This is a genomic window from Pedobacter nyackensis (genome assembly GCF_900176505.1).
Lineage (GTDB): Bacteria > Bacteroidota > Bacteroidia > Sphingobacteriales > Sphingobacteriaceae > Pedobacter > Pedobacter nyackensis.
The window spans coordinates 130,992-152,869 of the sequence record NZ_FWYB01000006.1; the positions used below are offsets into that span (position 1 = coordinate 130,992).

The window sequence follows — 21,878 nt, forward strand, 5'->3', positions numbered from 1 at the left end:
TCTTTTCGGTGATCTGATCAATCCTACGCTTTAACTTTTTGAGCTCTTTTTTGCAACACTGCTTTGTATTCTTTAGGGAATACTTTAATAAAGTGCGCAGATTGAGTTGTCCAATCATTTAAGATAAACCTCGCTAAATCACTATCTGTAAGCTGGATATGTCTTTTCAGCAATACATTAATTCTTAGCTCATCTTGTTCGTCAAGCGGATCAAGATCTACCATTTCCTTGTTGCATTTGCTTGCAAAATCACCTTTTGCATCATATACCCAGGCTACACCACCGCTCATACCTGCAGCAAAGTTGCTGCCCGTACCGCCAATCACAAGCACTTCACCACCGGTCATATACTCGCAACCATGGTCACCCAATCCTTCAACCACCGCAGTAGCACCAGAATTCCTTACCGCAAAACGCTCACCGGCCTGTCCGCGGACAAACAACTCTCCGGATGTCGCACCGTAAAGCGCCACATTACCGATAATGATATTCTGCTCAGGCACATACTTGATCTCACTGAAAGGATAAATAGATAACCTTGCTCCTGATAAACCTTTACCTACATAGTCATTCGCTTCACCTTCCAGCTGTAATGAAATACCTTTTGCTGCAAAAGCACCGAAACTTTGTCCCGCAGATCCTTTAAACTTGAAGTTTATAGTATCGTTAGGTAAACCCTGACTCTTATAGATTTTAGATACCTCGTTAGAAAGCATCGTTCCTACAGCGCGGTTTGTGTTTTTCAGTTCAAACTCTTTGTATATAGGCTCTTTACTGGTTAATGCAGGTTGTGCAGCTTTGATCAGTTCGTGATCTAATATTTCTGACAATCCATGATCCTGCTCTTCAGTTTGATACAAGCTCAATCCGTTATCCGGTGCTTTGTACAATATCGCCGAAAGATCCAGGTCTTTTAGTTTCCAGTCAGCAGCTTCAACAGGGCGTACACTTAATGCATCAGCCTGTCCAACCATTTCCTGTACAGTTCTGAAACCAAGCTCAGCCATCGTTTCCCTTAACTCTTCAGCTAAGAAATAGAATAAGTTAACTACATGTTCAGGTTCGCCGGTAAACAGTTTTCTTAAATTAGGATCCTGTGTAGCTACACCAACCGGACAAGTATTTAAATGACACTTACGCATCATGATACAACCTGAAGTTACAAGAGCTGCGGTTGCAACACCCCACTCTTCAGCACCCAATAAGGTTGCTATAGCGATATCCTTACCAGTTTTCAGCTGTCCGTCTGTCTGCAGTACTACCCTGCTACGCAAACGGTTTTTCACCAATGTCTGATGCGCTTCAGCCAAACCAAGTTCCCAAGGTAAACCAGCGTGTTGGATAGAAGTTAAAGGTGAAGCACCTGTTCCTCCATCAAATCCCGATACCAGGATCACATCAGCGTGTGCTTTAGCAACACCTGCTGCGATGGTACCTACACCTGCTTTAGAAACCAATTTCACATTGATTCTTGCTGCGCGATTGGCATTTTTCAAATCGAAAATCAGCTGTGCTAAATCCTCAATTGAATAAATATCATGGTGTGGTGGCGGAGAGATCAAACCTACACCCGGTGTAGCGTGGCGAACCTTTCCAATCCAGTCGTCTACCTTCTCACCAGGCAACTGTCCACCTTCACCAGGTTTAGCACCCTGTGCCATTTTAATCTGTAATTCATCTGCATTGCTCAGGTAATAACTGGTTACCCCAAAGCGTGCAGATGCAATCTGTTTAATAGCAGAACGCATAGAGTCGCCATTTGGCAATAACTCATATCTCAATTCATCTTCACCACCTTCACCGGTATTGCTCTTTCCGCCAATGCGGTTCATCGCGATAGCCAGGGTAGAGTGCGCTTCATGAGAAATAGAGCCGAATGACATCGCTCCTGTAGCAAAGCGTTTTAATATCCCTTCAATCGGTTCAACTTCTTCCAATGGAACAGCCGGACGATTGTAATTGAATTCAAATAAACCTCTGATGGTAAACGCCTGATTGGTTTGCTCATTTACCAGTTTAGAATACTGCTTATAGGTGCTATAATCCTTTTTACGGGTAGCATTTTGCAACAAGTGTATGGTTTGCGGGTTAAACAAATGCTGTTCACCCTTGCGTTTCCATTTGTAATTTCCACCTGTAGGTAATATTGGGTCAGGGCGGTTAGCCAACTTAAATACCCTGTTATGTTTAATTAAAGTTTCTTTGGCAATTTCGTCCAATCCTAATCCACCAATTCTTGATACAGCACCAGTGAAATAATTATCTACCACACTTTTATGTAAACCAAGGATCTCGAATATCTGCGCACCATGGTATGATTGTAAGGTAGAAATTCCCATTTTCGAGAAGATCTTTAACAATCCATTATTAATGGCATAGATATAGTTCTGGATTAATTTCTCAGGCTTAGCTGCCAGCTCAGTTTGAAATCCGGTAATGGTTTCTAAAGCCAGGTATGGATTTACCGCTGTTGCGCCAAAACCGATTAAGGTTGCAAAATGATGTACTTCCCAAACGTCACCAGCTTCAACCACAATACCTACTGCACCGCGGTATCCTTTACGGATCAGGTGATGGTGTACTGTAGAAACAGCCAATAAAGAAGGAATAGCAGCATGCTCTGAATCCAGGGCACGGTCAGATAAAACAATCACCTGAAAACCATCCTCTACTGCATCAACAGCATAACGGCACAACCTGTCAAGGGCCTTTGCCAGGGCACCTGGATTACCATCAGCCCTGAAATAAGTTTGAAGGGTTTTTGATTGGAATACTCCGGTATCAATACTTCTTAGCTTTTCAAGCTCGTGGTTAGTTAAGATTGGATGCTTAATACCAACGCAGTGACACTGTAAGGCATTTTCCTCAAGGATATTACCGTTGTTGCCCATAAAGCCTGCAAGACTCATTACAACCTTCTCCCTGATTGGATCAATCGGCGGATTGGTTACCTGCGCAAACAACTGCTTAAAATATGATGATAAGTGTTGCGGTTTCTGAGAAAGCACAGCCAATGGAATATCAGTACCCATTGAACCAATTGGTTCTTTGGCGTCTCTGGCCATCGGCTTCAAGATCAAGTCGACATCTTCCCTGCTGTAACCAAATACTTGCTGATATCTGAATATAGACTCCTGTGATAAACCACTAAATACCAATCTTGGCTCCGGAAGTTCTTCCAGTCTGATCTGATACTGATTGATCCAATCCGCATAAGGTCTTCTGCTGCAAACCTGTTGTTTGATTTCTACATCACTGATGATCCTACCCTGCTCCATGTCTACGACGAACATTTTACCAGGTGTTAACCTACCTTTTTCAATGATCTTACTCTGGTCAAGTGCTAATGCTCCTGCTTCAGAAGCCATAATTACATGGTCATCCTCAGTAATGGCATATCTTTGCGGGCGTAAGCCGTTTCTATCCAGCGTAGCACCAATTAGATTGCCATCTGTAAAGGAAACTGCTGCCGGTCCATCCCATGGCTCCATTAGTGTAGCATGGAACTTATAGAAGGCTTGTTTAAGCTCATCCATGTCCTCATTACCATCCCAGGCCTCAGGTATCAACATCATCAATACATGCGGCAGTGAGCGGCCTGAATGCAGCAATAATTCAACTATATTATCTAAGCATCCTGAATCAGAGTTCGACTCATCAATTACAGGAAGCAAAATATTTAATTCTTCTGGTGTGAAATACGGAGAGGCTAAAGATTTAATACTAGCTCTAAACCAGTTCAGGTTACCCTGAAGGGTGTTGATCTCTCCATTATGCGCAATATACCTGAAAGGCTGCGCCAGGCGCCATGAAGGGAATGTATTGGTTGCAAAACGGGAATGCACCAATCCAAAAGCCGACACAACACGTTTGTCGCTCAATTCCGTAAAGTAAGATCTAACCTGTAATGAGGTCAGCTGACCTTTATATACAATGGTACGTGAAGAGAAGGAAGCGATATAGAATTCGCCATTAATTCCCTTTACCGTAGTATTGATGGTTTTAGAAAGGTAGTTCTTAAATACGTATAGTTTACGTTCAAAATCTGCACCTGCAGCAATCGCGTAAGGGCGTGCGATAAACACTTGTTCCATTTCGGGCTCTACAGATAAGGCCATATCGCCAATACCTTCGGTGTTGGTCAGCACCTTTCTAAAGCCTAAAACTTCAAGGTTAAGCTTCTCAGCTGCCCTGTAAATAATCTCTCTGCACTCTTCTCTAGCTTTTACATCTTTGGGTAGAAAAAGCATACCCACGCCATAATCTCCTGATTCATTTAAGCTGAATCCGATTTTAAGACATTCGTCATACAGGAATTCATGAGGTAGCTGTATCATAATGCCTGCCCCATCTCCGGTATTGATTTCTGCTCCAACTGCCCCGCGGTGATCAAGATTTTCAAGAATGGTTATGGCATCTGAAATGATCTGCTGCGATTTACGGCCCTTAATATGAGCAACAAATCCGATGCCGCAGGCATCATGTTCAAAACGCTGGTCGTATAACCCCTGGTTATCTTGTGTTAGTTCCATAAGTTCCGTTTAATAATAGTTTTGGTATAGTGTATTTAGAACACTAAGATACAAATAAAAAATCGTTAATTATAATATTCGCATAATTTTTAGGAACTAAACAACACTTTTGAAATATATCGCATCTATATTACCAATATGACAAAATACAACGATTGAAATTACGATATTGATACTTTAGTTATTTAGATCGTTTCTTTATCGCATATCATCAACACTTGCTCAGAATGGCATTTTTTGCCATAAAAACCGGTATTTAGCTCAAAATAAGAAATATTATTCATTTTTTTCAATTACAATCTGTTTAACATCAGCGAATTATGCGTTTTCAGCCTAAAAAACGCTAATAATTATGAATTTTGTTTTTGTAAACTAAACTCTTTTCCTACATTTGCAGTGGGCAAGTCTTTTACGATCAGCTCCCTTTGAACTCCCCCAGGGCGGGAACGAAGCAAGGGTAGAAGGTTGTAGCGATGCGATAAAAGGTGCTTGCCCATTTTTTACTTTTTCTATAAAGTAATCTGGCAGCACCCCGCTTATTATTCATTTATTATTTTTTGAAAGAGCTCAATGTAATTGCCTAATTTAGGCGAAAATAATTTGAATATATGAATACGTTAACCAATTGCTAATTTAAATAATATGAAGTTTTTCATCGATACAGCTAACCTGGACCAGATAAAGGAAGCACATGACCTGGGTATTTTAGATGGTGTAACCACCAATCCAAGTCTGATGGCTAAAGAAGGTATTACAGGTGAAGCTAATGTAATAGCACATTACAAAGCGATCTGTGCTATTGTAGATGCTAATGTAAGTGCGGAAGTGATTTCAACGACTTTCGAAGAAATGATTAAAGAAGGCGAAGCTTTGGCTAAGCTAGATCCAAAGATCGTTGTAAAAATCCCAATGATTAAAGATGGTGTAAAAGCAATCAAATATTTGACTGGAAAAGGCATCAGAACAAACTGTACATTGATTTTCTCTGCTGGTCAGGCTTTATTGGCTGCTAAAGCAGGTGCATCTTATGTATCTCCTTTCTTAGGTCGTTTAGATGATATTTCTACTGATGGTTTACAATTAATTGAAGACATCAGGTTGATATTTGACAACTATGGCTACCCTACAGAAATCTTAGCAGCTTCTATACGCGGACCGTTACATATCGTTAACTGTGCAAAATTAGGTGCCGATGTTATTACAGCGCCATTAGCTGCAATCACTGCATTATTAAAACACCCTTTAACTGATAGCGGTTTGGCTACATTCTTAGCCGACCATGCTAAAGCTTCAGGTAAATAATATTTAAAAATACCAGTAATGAAAAAGCCCTTGATGAAATCATCAAGGGCTTTTTCATTACTTCTTCTTACTTAAGCATGCCTGCAGACAACACTTCGAACTTATCTTCGGCTAATACCTGCTTGATAAAATCGTAATCGATTTGCTCATCAGGAGCAATCAACACGCCCTTTACCCCTGCCCCCTTTGCAGCTTCTACGTCACGTGGTTTATCACCAATCATGACAGATAATGCGGGATCAATGTTATATGTCGCAATAGCTTCTAAAAGCATCCCTGATTTAGGCTTGCGGCAATCACAGGCTTCAGAAACAGTTGGATGATGGGGACAATAGTACGCATGAGTAATTAATGCTCCCTGAGCTTCAAAACTAGCGCTCAATGCACGGTGCATTTCGGCAAGTGCATCTTCCGTATAGCGGTTTTGTGCAATTCCACCCTGGTTGGTAATGATAATTAAAAGATATCCTTCATCATATAACTTTTTTAAAGGGGCTATCTGATATTCCAGGATTTTAAAATCTTCTAACCTGGTAATGTAATCGTTCATTTCGTGATTAAGTACACCGTCACGATCCAGAAAAATGGCTTTATTCATACTGATTATATGGTCTTTATTAAGCCTTAGCTTTGTTTTCTAACATATTTGGTAAGGATAACAATGGTTTGTCCCTCAATTTTTCCTTCAATCTGGTCAGTATTGTCTTCAACCAAACGGATGTTCTTCACTACAGTTCCCAATTTAGCACTCAATGAAGAGCCCTTTACATCCAATGTTTTGATCAATACAACAGAATTTCCTGCTTCAAGCAAAGCACCGTTACAATCCTTATGAACATCATCAACAGCACTATCTTCATCTTCAGCACCTGCCTTTGCCCATGCCAGCGTTTCGTCGTCCATGTACATCATGTCCAAACAATCTGTAGCCCAGCTTTCGTCTTTTAAGCGATTTAACAAACGCCAGGTAAGTACTTGCACGCCAGGAACGGCACTCCAGATACTGGTTCTTAAACAATTCAAATGTTTAACATCCAATTCTTCTGTTTTCTCAACCTGACCTAAACATTTATCACAGATCATGATGCAATTATCTTCGGTCCTGCTGGTTTGAGGTAATACCTCATATAATTTTACAGGTACTGCAGACTGACATAATTCGCATTTGTTTTCGCTTCTATCTAATAATTGTTGTTCCAATGTTATTCTATTTTATATTTAAAATCAAGATTGCAAAGGTAGTTATTTTTAGGGAGTCCGCCTCGCAATGTCCAGACCAGATCGCTAAAAAACCCTTGGCATTTTAACTTGAAACGTCGTCCCCTCTTCCGCTGAACTGGTAAATATGATTTCACCACCTTGCTGTATTACGAAGTCTTTACACAGTACAAGACCAAGTCCTGTTCCTTTTTCATTCAAGGTTCCATAACTGGAAGCTATGTTCAAACTAAATATCTGATTTTGCCTTTCAGGGGATATCCCAATACCGTTATCTTTTATCATAATCAGACAATCGCCCTCACTTAAAACGGTACTAATCCAGATCTTCCCATTACTTTTAGTAAACTTCACCGCGTTGTTTAATAAATTCCGTATCACCAGATCAAACATATCTTTATCTGCAAGAATGTTTGCGTCTTTATCAATATCAACCACCAGTTCTATTTCCTTTTTGGCTGCAATCTGCTCAAACATGCGTAAGGTGGGCAACAATTGGCGCTCCACATTTACTGGGATCAACGACATCGGTACATTGTGTAATTGATTTTTTGCCCATTCCAGTAAATTCCCAAGAAGATACTGTGCATCTGATAAAGACTTTGCCAGATGTTGTTCAGCAGTAGAACGTTCCTCAGTGCTCAACTCCATCTCATTCAATAAATGAAGGTACTGCTGTAATGAATTTAATGGGCTATTGAGATCATGTGCAATGATTGAAAAAAGCTTATCCTTTTCCTTGTTCATCAGCTCCAGCTTCAAAGCTTTCTCTTCAGCCCGCTCCTTTTGTGTGCGATAACTTTTACGCAACTGGATTGTTCCCACTGCAATAAGTATGGTCACAACAAGATAGGTAAAGCCCATATCCAAAAACAATTCGCCCCTGCCCGAATAAAATTGCTGTACACTATCGGGATAGATGTATTCGATACTAAGGACAATTAATACCAATACGATATTAAAAAAGTACCAGAATGCTAATTTTTTACGGGGGATAATTAAAAATATAAGGTATAAGCTTACAACGAAGAGCAGCAATATACTTCCCCCAACGCCACTATTGAAAAAGTAAGCAAGGGAAATGGCAACATTAATTTGTATGACTGATAATATAACAGCTAGCTTTGATTTACCCTTGTATCGGCTAAGGGCAAATAAACCAATCTGGATAACCAGAATTGCAAAAGAAATTAAGCCCGACTGATGGAGAGAAATGCAAAAATTGTATACGGTAAGTATAGCAACAGCAATTATCGTTGTTATAGAAATAGCATGAAAAATCCGACTCTCCAAAGAAAAGCGATCAGCGTCTCCTACCAACTGTTGCCAATTGCGTTCCCATTTAAGCTTTAATCCTTTAAACATTAATAATCCAAATTGATACCTCTGCAATATAAAAATTTGAGGCTTTTAATGAACTATAAATAAAAGAATAAATGTTGCAACAAATAACCTATCCTCATGCTATAACTCTTCCCTGAACAACAATAAGGGAAGATGGCTATGGTAAGCCAGTTTTTTAGTGAGGCTCCGGTGAAAAATACTTTCAAAAAAGCCATAAATCTTAGGCACAGTTATAACGAGATCAGCATGGTGTTCGTTCGAAAATTCCATGATTCCTATTGCGGTGTCCTCATGGTCGGTATAGTGATATTCCGGGCGTTCATCATCCCATAACAGATGTAGATCCGACATTTCAAGAATGGTATTGGTATCAAAATAGGCACCGCTCCGATCTACATTTAAAATGAGGAGTTTTGCCCCCAGCACATCGATAAATGTTTTTATAGCAAAAACGGGGGTCGTTTCTAATACTTGCCTCAGGTCGCAGGCAAAAACCACGGTCTCTATTTTTTTATAAACTGCCTGAGGCGGCACAATCAGCAAGGGCGCAAGGCACTCCCTAGCCAGATTTAGGGTATTGCTTCCAATGAGGACTCTTTCGAGTTTACTTTTGCCGGTAATCCCGGTCACAACAAGACCGCTATGCAATTGCTGAACCAGCATATTTACGGCCGCAAGCAAGGACCGTTCATCAGTCCTCACGTCTATTTTTGTATGTGCCGGCGCCAATGGCTCAAGCTCATTTTTTATTTTTGTTATTTTCTCCAGGCTCTCATCTGGTGTCTCTACAAAACCTTCTGTAACCGGAGCAAAAGCTGTGGGCGGTATCATGATGGGTTCGTAAGAATGGTATAACGTCAGCCTGGTGGTATTTAATTGCGCGCTCAATGCCACCGCGTACTTGCAGGCATTCAGCGCTTCCTCAGAGAAATCAGTAAGTACCAGCATAGACTCTACACCGTAAAACTGACACATCTGCGCTTCTATTGCCTCTTGTAATACAATAAACTCTTTGTCTGTAATATTTCTTTCACCGCGCTGGATCACCGACCACAATCCTTTGGAGGAGCGCATCAATAAAATAGGACTGGGTTCATTGGTAACCATTTCAACTTTGAACTGACGATTATGGTCATATGCAGTTACCATGGCATTCAATTCGATACTACCTGCACTGAATTTTACAGAAAATGTTTCCATATTATTTTTACTGTTAATTGAGGTTTTAAAGCCCCGGTTCGCAAAACATGTTTTTTAGCAATTTAATACATCGCCGAAACGTAGAGAATGAAATTTATAGCGCGGCTAATGCTTACAACAAATACTAAGCGCCAATGGTTTTATAAAACATCATAGGGATTCTGGTGTTATAAATCATTGTGGATCTTTCCGATTACATCATAAAGCAAATCCATGAAAAGGGGCCTATCTCCTTTCAGGAATTCATGGAATTATCTTTGTATTATCCGGAGATGGGGTATTATACTTCTGCCCATGAAATTATTGGCAGACAGGGCGATTTTTATACGAGCGCAACCCTTACACCTGCATTTGGCGCCACTATTGCCATACAGCTGGAAGAAATATGGAGGATCATGGGTGGTGGCGAATTTACCATAGTAGAATATGGTGCCGGAACCGGAGATCTGTGCAAATCAATACTCGACTATTTAAAAGACAATGAAAAAATGTACGCTCAATTGCGGTACTGCATCATTGAAAAAAGTCGGGAGATGCGAAATTTAGAAGCGAAGCACTTGCCTGATAAAGTGGAATGGTGCAGTTCCATCCTTGAAATTAAGGGACTAAACGGTTGCGTGCTGTCCAATGAACTGCTGGATAATTTCGCGGTACACCGGGTAATGATGCAGGAAGAACTCATGGAAGTTTATGTTGATTATCAGCACGGTTTTACTGAAATACTCCGCCCTGCTCCGCCCGAACTCAAAAAATACTTTACTGAACTGAATGTGGTGTTACCCTTTGGATACTGCACAGAAGTCAATACACAAGCCATTGCCTGGATCACTGAAATCGCTTCGGCGCTTAACAGTGGCTATGTCATCACCATCGATTATGGTTATGAAAATCCCACCATGTACAGTGCAAGCAAAAGCGAGGGTTCGCTACTATGCTATTATAAACATTCGATAAATGATTCTCCTTACCTGCATATTGGTGAGCAGGACCTCACCTGTCATGTCAATTTTTCGGCATTGGAACATTGGGGAAACAAGGTTGGCTTAAGCGCATGCGGTATCACCAACCAAAATTACTTCTTAATGTCTCTGGGATTTAGAGAACAACTTGTCCGGCTTTTCTCTAAAGACAATAACGTCCTTCAGGCCGCTGCCAAAGTCGCTGCTATTAGCCATACCCTTTTGATGGATATGGGCAGCAAATACAAGGTATTGATTCAACAGAAAGGCCTGAATGGACAAAAATTAACAGGATTGGCCTGTGCTATAAAGTCTCCTTTGTAGTGTTAATGGTTTTTTCTAAAGCCTTTAACATTACATCTTTATAGACAGTGAAATTATTCTGACGTGCTTCATCTGAATCACTCTCCTTAACAGATTTTTTACCGGCCTTTACTTCCTCCAGTTCATTTTTGTATAAATCACCAAAGATTTCAGGCTCTTTGTTTTTCAAAATCCTTACTGTGTGTGAATACTTTTCGTGCGTATCAATAAGCGTCGCTAAACTCTTCTCATTGAACGTATTTATATCAGCAACTTTTGCCACTAGCTTCTCAAGCTTTCCTCTTTCTTTTGCGTAACCCATAATTATCGCGAATATACGGTTATCTGTTTAACTTTTACTTTATCCTACCAATTCATTATCCAGGCGCACCTAATTTCATATGCTTTATATGATATGTGATAAAATTACTTTTTCTTTATAGAAATTACCAAAGTAATGTAGGATTAAATTTTGCAAACTACTAATAATTAATTAACTTATATTAGCCGACAAACAACATCTGGTCCGATAACTATTGAAAGAATTAAAACATTAAATTAATGCCTTATAAACCATTACAAACTGCAAAATCAATGCCTGATTTAGCCGCCTTTAATGATACCATAATGCCTTATCCAAGAGATAAGACACTGAATACCCTGTTTGAAGAACAGGTAGTAAAAAGCCCCGGTAACCTTGCGTTGCAACTTGGCGACGAGGCCATGACTTACAAAGAACTAAATGAACGGGCCAATCAACTGGCCAGACAACTCATTGAATTCGGCATAAAGCCTGCTGATAATGTAGGGTTATTGGTTACCCGCAGTTTTGAAATGATTATAGGTATGTACGCTATTCTTAAAGCTGGCGCTGCCTACATTCCGGTTGACCCGGATTACCCAATTGACAGACAGCTGTATATACTTTCAAACTCGGCGGTAAGTCTATTGATTACCGATTCAACGCATCCACTTAATGCGCTGATGCCTGAAGTTAAATCCATAAACATTAAAACAGTTGACTACAGTCAATATGACAGCAGTAACCCTAACTTAAAAATTGATAGCCGGCAATTGGCTTATACCATTTACACTTCGGGCTCAACCGGACAACCTAAAGGTGTAATGATCGAACATCACTCCGCTGTAAATCTGGTTTTATGGGTAAACAATCGTTTTAATGTTGGTGCTGATGACCGCATGCTCTTCCTCACCTCCATGTGCTTTGATCTTTCTGTTTACGATATATTTGGAATTTTAGCAACCGGTGGCACATTGGTAATTGCCGAACAAGCCCAGGTAAATGACATCAACCAATTGATCGATATGCTTCAGGAATATCAAATCACTTTTTGGGATTCTGTGCCTTCTACATTAGATTATCTGGTGAAGGAGTTGGCCGCTGGAAACACGGATTATAAACAAGATGCTTTAAGACTGGTTTTCTTAAGTGGCGACTGGATACCGGTAAATTTGCCTGATAAAATAAAACACTTTTTCCCTTCCGCCAATGTGGTCAGTCTGGGTGGTGCCACAGAAGCTACAGTCTGGTCGAACTATTTCGTAATCAAGCATGCAGATTCCAATTGGAAAAGTATTCCATATGGCCGCCCTATAACTAATAACTTCTTCTATATCCTTGATGATGACCTACAGCCAGTACCTAATGGCGATACAGGAAACTTATTTATCGGAGGTGTAGGTGTAGCCCGGGGTTATGCCAATGAACCTGAAAAAACGGCAGCATCATTTATAGCCGACCCATTCAATAGCGATTGCGGAGGGATGATGTACCGTACCGGTGATCTAGGGCGAATGTTACCCGACATGAATATGGAGTTTCTCGGTAGAAAAGACAATCAGGTAAAAATACGTGGTTTCAGAGTGGAGCTAGGAGAAATTGAGCACATGCTTAACCAATACGACCAGCTGGAAAGTGCAATCGTACTAGCCAAAGACGATCACTACGGTAAAAAGGAATTGATAGGCTATGCGGTTGCCAATGGAACTTTTAATAAGGATGCCATTATCAATTATTTAAAAGAGAAGCTGCCGGAATATATGGTTCCTTTATCATGGGTAGAAATGCAAAGTTTTCCTTTAAATATAAATGGTAAAATTGACAGGAAAGCTTTATTAGACCTACCCGTTCCTGAGCACATTGCCAATGCCTATACCCCACCTATAACCGACAGCGAGAAAATAATGACCACCATCTGGCAGCAAGTATTTGACATGGAAAAGGTTGGCACTAATGATAATTTCTTTGAATTGGGCGGTCATTCGCTAATGGCACTCCAGATTATGGCCCGGTTTGAAAAACAAACCGGAACAAAATTTCCTGCTGCAATTTTGTTCAAAAACCCAACTATTTCATCCTTGTTAGGTTCTGTAGAAAAAACAGACCGTGCTAAAGAATGGAAATCTCTGGTACCAATTAAATCAACAGGGAATAAAATGCCTTTATACATTGTGCATGGTGATGGCCTTTACGTATTGAATTTTAAAGATCTGGCAAAACATGTTGATGAAGAACAGCCATTATTTGGCTTGCAACCTGCCGAACTAAATGATGATGATGAGACAATACGTACCATGGCCGATATAGCCAGACATTATGTAAGAGAAATATTAGAGCACAATCCGAATGGCCCTTATGCTATAGCAGGTTATTCCTTTGGTGGATATGTTGCAATTGAAATGGAAAGGCAGCTAACTGAAATGGGCAAAACGGTAAAAATGCTGGGGATTTTTGATACAGATGCAGGAAACATCCTTTACAGCAAGTCCTGGCAAATAACCCTACTCAAAAAGATTGGACGACAGTTCCCTAAACTGCTGTGGGTGGGTAAATCATTCCTAAAAGATCCTTCAGGTACTTTTCAATATCAATACTATCTCCTCTTAAAAAAGATTCAACAACTGGGCAACAAGATTGGCCTAACAGAGGAACCTAAAGTAGATGGGATTTATGACCAGATCAAAGTCATTAACGAAAAACATCATATGGCTTTCAAGAGCTATAGTATGCAGCCGTTCAATAATTATGTTTATCTGTTTAAAGCAAAAAAACGCATCTACTTTGTTGATGACTTTAAATACCTGGGCTGGCAAAAATATGCTAAAAAAGGTGTGAAGGTCTTTGATGTTCCCGGAGATCACGCTACGATGCTACAACAACCGAATGTAAGTGAATTTGGAAAAAGCTTACAGGACGCCTTAAACAATTGCTAAATAAAATCAAATTTCTGATCTTATGACCATCAAACCAATAACAGATAATGATCTTGAGCCATGTGCAAAGATATATATACAAGCCTATAATCAAGCGCCATGGAATTACCACTGGGAATTAGATGATGCGCTAAAGTATTTACGTGAATACACCGTATCCGGCCAATTTAAGGGCTTTATAGTTTGGGACAACGAAGTGCTTGCAGGTGCGATGTTTGCGCACACAAAGACCTGGTGGACGGGCGAACAACTTTATATTGATGAGCTATTCATTGATCCCGGCTTACAAAAGAAGGGGTATGGAAAGATGCTGATCAATTATGCCGAACAATATGCCGCAGAGCAAGGACTAAGCACCATCACCTTAATGACGCATAAATTTATGCCGGCTATGAAATTCTATGAAAATATTGATTTTATGCATGCACAGCCTTTGGTTATTCTATTTAAACAAGTGGGCGGATAAATAAAATAAACATCGCTCTGATCATCATATAACGATAATCAGAGCGATGCAAAAAGGTCGATAATCTAATTCAGCTGAAGCAAGGCAGGACCAAATTCTTCAAACAGAATCGACTCCTTTTCAATTCCTTTCGCAATGAGGTCATTATATTGCTTTTGAATGAAGGCTGAAGGTCCGCATACGTAATATCTTGTTCCCGGAAACTGAGGTAGAGATGCTATTTTATTGATATCCAGGAATCCTTCCATCACCCCTTCCTGTTTGTCAGATGCAGTTGGAAGATCATAAAAGACATGTTGGGTGACATTCTGGTTTGCTTTGGTAATCTCATCTAACTCGGCTTTAAATGCATGTACGTTACGGTTTCGACAACCATGTAGCCAGGTAATTGGATGATTATAGTCTTTAGCCACCAGGTTCTGTAACATGCTCATCATTGGCGTTAAACCTACCCCGCCACTAATCAATACTACCGGCGCATCTAAATCTGCAGCTAATGTAAAGTTACCCGCCGGAGCAGTAAGGTCTACTTTATTCCCCTCAAGAATAAAATCATGGAGGTAATTGCTGATCTTACCGTCGGTATCTAATTCTACACCTTTTTCCTTTTTTACAGAGATGCGATAATACTCATGGGTTGGCGTACTGGAAACACTGTACTGTCGCGATTGATACAAACTCAGTTCAGGCAAAAATACTCTGATACTAATGTATTGACCAGGAATATGGGGCATCACCTTTCCCCCATCAGCCGGATGCAGATAAAAAGAAGTAATCTCTGCCGACTCCTCAATTTTCTTTCCGACAAAAAATGGTCTCCAGCCAGTCCAACCGTCTTGCTGTGCGGCTTTTTGTTGGTACAATTTTGTCTCATGTCCCGACATTAGTTCTGCCAGTTGCTGATAGGCTACTGTCCATGCATCAATAATATCAGCAGTTGCAGCTGCTCCTAAAACTTCCTGTATGGAAGCGATTAAATGGCGACCTACAATTTGATAATGCTCAGGTCTGATGTCCAAACTCACATGTTTATGTCCAATCCTATCCACAACAGGCATAAGTACGCCAGGATTGGCAATATTCTCTGCATAAGCCAGCACAGCCAAAGCTAAAGCTGTTTGTTGCTTGCCACTCTCCTGGTTTCCCATGTTAAACATATTCTTGAGTTCAGGATTGTGTGTAAACATTCTGTTGTAGAAGTGTTTGGTCAATAATACACCATTCTCTTTTAATACGGGTACCGTAGCGCTAATCAATTGTTTTTGTTCGATGTTCATAATAAATATATTAATACCTTTTTATCCTTTACTATTGTAAATTTTTTTAACTCTTCTTATTTTCTCAATTTCGTGATGCCTAGATTCAAACTTTCACTAAAATCAGCAATAGTTGTTTGCTCCAGTAAATCCTTTAATTGGTTACGAATGGCTTTAAATTCATGATGCAATGGGCAAGGGTTAGTCTCTGAGCAATTAGCTAGGCCTAAACCACATCCGGTAAAAATGCTGTTTCCATCAACTGCTTCTACTACATCTGATAATGGTCTTTTACGAGCAACATCATCCAGGTAAAATCCACCGTTAGGACCTTTAGCAGATAGCACTATCCCCTTTCTACTTAAGTCCTGTAAAATTTTAGCGAGAAAATGCTCAGGAGAATCAATGCCATTGGCAATTTCCTTTATCCCTACCTTATTGCCAGAGGCAGTTCGGTGCGCAATAAAAAAAACCGAGCGTATTGCATATTCACATGTTTTTGAAAAAACTCCCATTTGTGATGCAAAACTAATACATAATGATTAAAAATAAAAGACAAACATATCTTTTATTTTTAATCTATGCCAATCGCCTACCCTTAACTTATCACAATCTATAAGCTTTTTCTATGTCTCACCATAAATTTTAGCCTTTATCTTTTAATGAGAGACTATCTTCTTTCCCCGATCTGCTGGCGCCACATCGAATAATACAACCCTTTATCTTCCAATAAGTCGTCATGTGAACCAGACTCAGAAATCTTTCCTTTTTCAAGCACATAGATCACATCGGCATGCATCACGGTCGACAGGCGGTGCGCGATCAGGATTGTCATCTGTGCTCGGCTTCCGGATATCTCCCTGATCGTATTGGTAATTTCCTCCTCCGTCAGGGAATCCAGTGCCGAAGTAGCCTCATCAAAAATCAGCAAACGGGGCTGCCTTAACAATGCCCTGGCAATAGATAAACGCTGCTTTTCACCGCCTGAAAGTTTCATGCCATTTTCACCAAGGACAGTATAAATCCCATTTGAAGCTTTGGCAATTAAGCCCGACGCTGCCGCCCTATCCAGTGCCTGGTTGATCTCATCATCCGTAGCTGTAGGTTTAACAAAGCGAAGGTTATCTTTAATGGTACCTGCATATAACTGCGTATCCTGTGTTACAAATCCTATCTGCCTTCTAAGTGGATTATAGCTAACCTTTGTTGAGGAAATCCCATTAAAACAAATCTCGCCCATAACGGGCCTGTACAAACCAACCAGTAGTTTAACCAATGTAGACTTGCCCGCCCCTGACGGCCCGACAAAAGCTATGGTTTGTCCGGATTTTATGCTGAAAGACAAATTATCTATGGCGTTGTATCCGGCTGATTTATGTTTAAATACGACCTCATGGAACTCCAGACTTTGCAAATCGCCTACTTCAACCGAATTTTCCGGACGCTGCTCTACAGGTCGCTTCATTAGCCTGTCAAAAGTGTTTAAAGATGCATCGGCTTCCCTGTAGAGAATGATCATATTTCCCAGATCCTGCAAAGGTGTAAATATTGCAGTTGAGATAAACTGCATGGCAATCAACTCTCCTGTAGAAAGTACCTGCCTGAAAATCAACCACAACAGGATAAATAATATGGATTGTTTCAGCAGACTGAGTAAGTTTCCCTGTAAAAAGGAGAGCACACTTACTTTTCTTGCCTTAAGCATCTCCAGGTTAAATATTTTGAGGGTCTGCTCGCTTAATCTCCTGATCTCCGAAAAGGTCAGGCCAAGGCTTTTCACTAACTCTATATTCCGTAGGCTCTCAGTGATTACTCCAGCCTGACTGTCCGTCTGTCTGTTAATAGACCGCTGTATATATTTAATTTTTTTTGAGACCAGGCCGGTAAGCGAACCCAGTAAAAGCACTCCGACAAAGAACACGGGTACCAGCATCCAGTTTTTGCTGACGCTGTACCAGATCAGAAAACCGATTCCTACCAAAGAAGAAAACAACACGTTGATGAACGCACTGGTAAAACGCTCAGTATCTGTTTTTACCTTTTGCAGCACCGATAAGGTGGTGCCGCTCCTGCTGTCCTCAAATTCCTGGAACGACAACCTCAGTGTTTGTTTCAATCCATCATTGAAAATATGCATACCAAAACGCGCAACTGTCTTACGGGTTACATAATCCTGGGCTGCCTTACAGAGTCTGGCCAGGATGGCTATCCCAAGTGCCAGCAAAAGCCAGTATACAATACCACGTATCAGTTCATTTTCCGGAAGTTGATCTTTATTCGTTGCGTATTTATCAATGATATGCCCAAATATAATCGGATCCAGTAGACTGAGCAATTGCGCAGATGCTGCGAGTATAAGCGATAAGGCAACCAGCAATCGATGTGGACGAAGATACTTCCATAATATATGCATAGGCGGTCTGATAATTAAGCTGCAACATTAATAGAACACTTTTAAAGGCAATATGGTTGCATAAATTACGCTACTATGTGAAATTATTGTCCAGAGATAGAATCGATACTCATTTGTCCACTTCGTTGACCAGAGATATTCCAGACTCAAAAGCATCTGCATTAGCAAATGTGACTTCGGCTATTTGCTGCATTGCTTCCCGGGTGAAAAACCCCTGATGGGAGGTAATGAGCACATTCGGAAAGGAAATAAGTCTTGATATCAGGTCATCCTGAATAATATCGCCGGAAAGATCATGAAAGAATAGCTTCGATTCCTGCTCATAAACATCGAGCCCAAGATAGCCGAGGTGCCCTGACTTTAAGGATGTGATTACATCTTGCGTGTCAATCAGTCCCCCACGGCTGGTGTTAATCAACATAGCCCCTTTTTTAAAAAGTTTAAGTGTGTTCGTGTTAATCATGTGGTGATTTTCCTCAGACAGCGGACAGTGTAGTGATACGACTTCGGCGTCCCTGAGTACCTCTTCCAGGTTATCATATATCAAGCCCTCGCTAATCAGGTTAAGGTCAGGATATGGATCGTAAGCAGCTACCCTGCATCCGAATCCTTTTAATAATCTGTAGAATGCCTTTCCAATGTTTCCCGTTCCAATGAGAGCGACTTTGCAATTATGCAGATTAAATCCCATTAACCCATCAAGCGAAAAGTTTCCTTCTCTAATTCGGTTATAGGCTTTATGGGTTTTGCGGTTAAGGGTAAGGATCATAGCCATAGCATGTTCTGCTACAGCTTCAGGGGAATATGCAGGAACCCTAAGTACCTTAATTCCTGTCTTTGCAGCAACTTCGATATTTACATTATTATAACCAGCGCATCTTAACAGGATAAGCCTTACTCCATTTTCCTTCAACGCGTACAGTACTTCGGAATTAGCCTGATCATTTACGAACAAACATAAAGCATCAAATCCTTTTGTAAGCGTCACATTCTTTAACGTAAGTGTAGATTCAAAAAAGGTCAGTTCATGGCCAGTATTATACTGCTTGAGAAAATCATGGTCATATTTACAGCTACTGAATATTGCAATTTTCATTTGGGTAGATTTTCTGTAAGGTACTGTTATTTCCAGCCACTATTGCAGCCCCCATGAATTTATGCTTCCTATAGGAACACCACCAAATGCACTTGGAACAAGTTGGATTTGCAGTGTCTTAAAATGTAAAAAGAGGCAAAATGCCTCTTTTTACATGACTTGTGATCCCGTTGGGATTCGAACCTACTAATTTTTTATCGGCAAACCACCTGTAAGTGTAAAGCTTCCCATTGACAGCTGAACTTCCCTTAAAGACCTTAAGGTTTCTACAGCCCCTAATTGCTTGATGGCATCTACATAATGTATGTGTCCTTGCTTTAATTTCCACAACATGGAAATTTCAAGAGCCGCATTTGCTGTAAGTAACTTACCATTTGCATCTTCAAACCTTACTTTAAGCGTCCCTGCATAATTACCCGGAAGTATAGCCGATATTTTAATGACCTGAGTGGTTGAAGTAGTCACGATAATTCCACTATCAAATTTCACGGCAGGATCATCACTTTTAAGCGCTATTCTAGAACCAATAGGTACATTTTTACAACGTGCCACAAAAGTGAATTCCTCTTCTGTATTATCCTGATTGTAAAATGACAACTGATCTTCTGTTTTAATCTGAGGATCAAAATTATGCCATGCAGAAGCCCCGTTATGGGTAATGTAGGTGCTGGAATTCCAATTACCCAAAGTGATCTTCAATGGATTATTTTTTGCAAAAAAATCAGAAGTTATTGCCGAAATTACACAAATATGCTGTGTAGATGTTGGGTTGAGCATAAATGCTTCAGAAACGCCACGAATACCGGCTCCAAGAGGCCCCGGCTTGCCACCTTCTAGCACTACATCACCTATTGCAGCACCATTTTTGGCAGTGAAGCACTGGGTCCAGGCAGTTGGAGGTTGATTAAAACCACCCGTTGAATAAAACATTTGTACCTGCGGTGTGGTAATCTCTCCCAAAAAATTAGTATTTGCACAACGGGCATAAATGTAATTCTTACCTACCTGTGGCATTTGCCAGAATTGATTGTTCCATTGCTCTATCACCTGATCGGTATCCAATTGCGTATTCTGGTTGCAAACAATATCAATACTTTGAGAATAATCGCCCTGTGTAGGAATAACGCCAGTATCGTTGATGTTTTTGCGGCTCAATACCCCTCTCCATTGAGAAATAGCAATACCGGCTATAGTATTGGCTGTGCCTAGATCAAGGCCCAACCCCTGTACAAGGCTCTTGGCTAGCAATGCAGGATCCATGAAGATGTTACTCCAATAAGTGTCCGCATATACCCCACTACAAACATTTGCGATGTCCTGGAAAGTAAGTTTAGGGTTCATGTTTTTATAAATCTTGTACATTGCTTCGGTGTCATATGCACCGGCTTTTTGTAAAGCAATTGCAGCATCCCACATTTGCTGAATGTTCCTGATTTCCTGATTCAATTCTAGACCATTTTCAATTTCTAAAACATCAGTTTCTTCCGAATAATTTTTAGTTCTTAACATAGTGATGGTGTGTAATAAGGATGATGCCTACTCTCTTTAAGGCTTTTCAGCAAACGCCTGTTAATCAAACATTTTAATCTAATGATTAACCAAAGTAACATCAAATAAATCCTTTAAAACAGCGTATAACTACCTGATTTTAAAATCGGGTAGTTATACGCTGTTTTGTGTTGGATTACAGCTTTAAGTCAAACAATCCGGCTTTCACGGCAAACAGAACCAGTCCGGCGGTATTATGGCTGTTCGTTTTTAGTAAGAGGTTTTTACGATGTCCTTCAACAGTACGAGCGCTTAAGTAAAGTTTTTCAGCTATTTCAGCAGTACTCAGTTCACAGCAGATCATTTCAAGGATCTGCATTTCACGCTTAGTGATGGATAAAGTGATTTCAGAAAGGCTCTTTTGCCGTGCTGCTTTTAAAATAGCTGTGTACTGCACCGCTTGCATAGTTTGATGATTTGCATAAAACCCCGTATGATAAACACTATTTATGGCACTGATCAGTTCCTCTGTATCACAATTTTTAAGCAGGTATGCACTTGCCCCCAATTCTATCATTCTTGAGACAAGACTTGGCGATGAATCTAGGGAGAGCATGATTACTTTTATAGAAGGAAAATATTGTTGCAACTGTTGGTTTAGTTCAATACTGCTCATTTCCGGCATATCCATATCTATCAAAACCACATGAGGTAATGTTTTAGCATTTTCCAATAGTTGCAGGAGCTGGGGACCGTTTTCAGCCTGGATGTCCAGACAAAATTCTCTTTCGTGCTTCAGAAGCAAACAAAGTGCCTGCCTGAATAACTTTTGATCGTCAGCAATAGCTAAATGAATCATATAATTGCGTTAAAGGGGGATGAATAATTTAATTAATTGATTAATGGTTCATACACAATAGTAAAATAACATTAAAAGGGGGGAGAATGTTTTACCTTTTCCACTGTAATGCAAGCCTTTAGGTGAGCTGCAGTTGTTGTGATCCCAGATATAGTTACATCTGATGCAAGAGGTTTGCATGAATCTCAGAAAAGTAAGGAATAAAGGT

At 40.3% G+C, this 21,878-nt stretch carries 16 protein-coding genes and 1 other RNA gene; 5 read left to right on the forward strand and 12 right to left on the reverse strand.

Going from position 1 to position 21,878, the window contains the following annotated elements:
- Positions 1-23 precede the first annotated feature (23 nt).
- The gene (gene gltB, locus B9A18_RS12795; protein ID WP_084289711.1) at positions 24-4,532 is read right to left on the reverse strand and encodes a glutamate synthase large subunit; all 4,509 of its coding nucleotides are present in this window, start codon (positions 4,530-4,532) and stop codon (positions 24-26) included.
- A gap of 398 nt (positions 4,533-4,930) precedes the next feature.
- Here gltB and ffs point away from each other — a divergent pair.
- Positions 4,931-5,030: signal recognition particle sRNA small type (gene ffs, locus B9A18_RS12800), an RNA gene on the forward strand.
- Between the two features lie 144 nt (positions 5,031-5,174).
- Complete coding sequence (fsa, locus tag B9A18_RS12805; protein WP_084289712.1) at positions 5,175-5,834, forward strand: fructose-6-phosphate aldolase; 660 nt, start codon at positions 5,175-5,177, stop codon at positions 5,832-5,834.
- Positions 5,835-5,901: 67 nt separating this feature from the next.
- Here the strand turns inward: fsa and B9A18_RS12810 are convergent, their stop codons facing one another.
- From B9A18_RS12810 to B9A18_RS12825, 4 genes are all read right to left on the reverse strand, one after another.
- Complete coding sequence (locus B9A18_RS12810; RefSeq protein WP_084289713.1) at positions 5,902-6,432, reverse strand: D-glycero-alpha-D-manno-heptose-1,7-bisphosphate 7-phosphatase; 531 nt, start codon at positions 6,430-6,432, stop codon at positions 5,902-5,904.
- Positions 6,433-6,458: 26 nt separating this feature from the next.
- The gene (locus B9A18_RS12815) at positions 6,459-7,034 is read right to left on the reverse strand and encodes a PhnA domain-containing protein (protein WP_235005316.1); all 576 of its coding nucleotides are present in this window, start codon (positions 7,032-7,034) and stop codon (positions 6,459-6,461) included.
- Between the two features lie 84 nt (positions 7,035-7,118).
- Positions 7,119-8,417, reverse strand: a complete 1,299-nt coding sequence (locus B9A18_RS12820) for a sensor histidine kinase (protein ID WP_084289715.1) — start codon at positions 8,415-8,417, stop codon at positions 7,119-7,121.
- Positions 8,418-8,516: 99 nt separating this feature from the next.
- The gene (locus B9A18_RS12825) at positions 8,517-9,596 is read right to left on the reverse strand and encodes a universal stress protein (protein WP_084289716.1); all 1,080 of its coding nucleotides are present in this window, start codon (positions 9,594-9,596) and stop codon (positions 8,517-8,519) included.
- A 179-nt stretch (positions 9,597-9,775) separates the two neighbouring features.
- On the opposite strand from B9A18_RS12825, the gene B9A18_RS12830 reads away from it, so the two are divergent.
- On the forward strand, positions 9,776-10,879 hold the full coding sequence (locus B9A18_RS12830) for a class I SAM-dependent methyltransferase (RefSeq protein ID WP_084289717.1): 1,104 nt from the start codon (positions 9,776-9,778) through the stop codon (positions 10,877-10,879).
- On the opposite strand, the gene B9A18_RS12835 is transcribed toward B9A18_RS12830, so the two are convergent.
- A complete protein-coding gene (locus tag B9A18_RS12835; protein ID WP_084289718.1) occupies positions 10,860-11,180 on the reverse strand; it encodes a hypothetical protein in 321 nt (106 codons plus the stop codon). The two genes, B9A18_RS12830 and B9A18_RS12835, sit on opposite strands and share 20 nt — an antisense overlap.
- 239 nt (positions 11,181-11,419) lie before the next feature.
- On the opposite strand from B9A18_RS12835, the gene B9A18_RS12840 reads away from it, so the two are divergent.
- On the forward strand, positions 11,420-14,092 hold the full coding sequence (locus B9A18_RS12840) for a non-ribosomal peptide synthetase (protein WP_084289719.1): 2,673 nt from the start codon (positions 11,420-11,422) through the stop codon (positions 14,090-14,092).
- 22 nt (positions 14,093-14,114) lie between these two features.
- Positions 14,115-14,558, forward strand: coding sequence for a GNAT family N-acetyltransferase (locus tag B9A18_RS12845; protein ID WP_084289720.1), 444 nt, complete (start codon positions 14,115-14,117; stop codon positions 14,556-14,558).
- A 65-nt stretch (positions 14,559-14,623) separates the two neighbouring features.
- On the opposite strand, the gene hmpA is transcribed toward B9A18_RS12845, so the two are convergent.
- The 6 genes from hmpA to B9A18_RS12875 form a co-directional block, all read right to left on the reverse strand.
- Positions 14,624-15,835 (reverse strand): NO-inducible flavohemoprotein, encoded by a 1,212-nt coding sequence (gene hmpA, locus B9A18_RS12850; RefSeq protein ID WP_084289721.1) that lies wholly within the window; start codon positions 15,833-15,835, stop codon positions 14,624-14,626.
- A 56-nt stretch (positions 15,836-15,891) separates the two neighbouring features.
- Complete coding sequence (locus B9A18_RS12855) at positions 15,892-16,329, reverse strand: RrF2 family transcriptional regulator (RefSeq protein WP_084289722.1); 438 nt, start codon at positions 16,327-16,329, stop codon at positions 15,892-15,894.
- A 155-nt stretch (positions 16,330-16,484) separates the two neighbouring features.
- A complete protein-coding gene (locus B9A18_RS12860) occupies positions 16,485-18,227 on the reverse strand; it encodes an ABC transporter ATP-binding protein (protein WP_084289723.1) in 1,743 nt (580 codons plus the stop codon).
- Positions 18,228-18,336: 109 nt separating this feature from the next.
- Positions 18,337-19,323 carry a 2-hydroxyacid dehydrogenase gene (locus tag B9A18_RS12865; protein WP_084289724.1) on the reverse strand — a complete coding sequence of 329 codons (987 nt, stop codon included), beginning with the start codon at positions 19,321-19,323 and terminating at the stop codon, positions 18,337-18,339.
- 186 nt (positions 19,324-19,509) lie between these two features.
- Entirely contained in the window at positions 19,510-20,832 is a 1,323-nt protein-coding gene (locus B9A18_RS12870; protein WP_084289725.1) for a hypothetical protein, read from the reverse strand.
- A 175-nt stretch (positions 20,833-21,007) separates the two neighbouring features.
- Positions 21,008-21,670, reverse strand: a complete 663-nt coding sequence (locus B9A18_RS12875; protein ID WP_084289726.1) for a response regulator transcription factor — start codon at positions 21,668-21,670, stop codon at positions 21,008-21,010.
- Between the last annotated feature and the right edge of the window lie 208 nt (positions 21,671-21,878).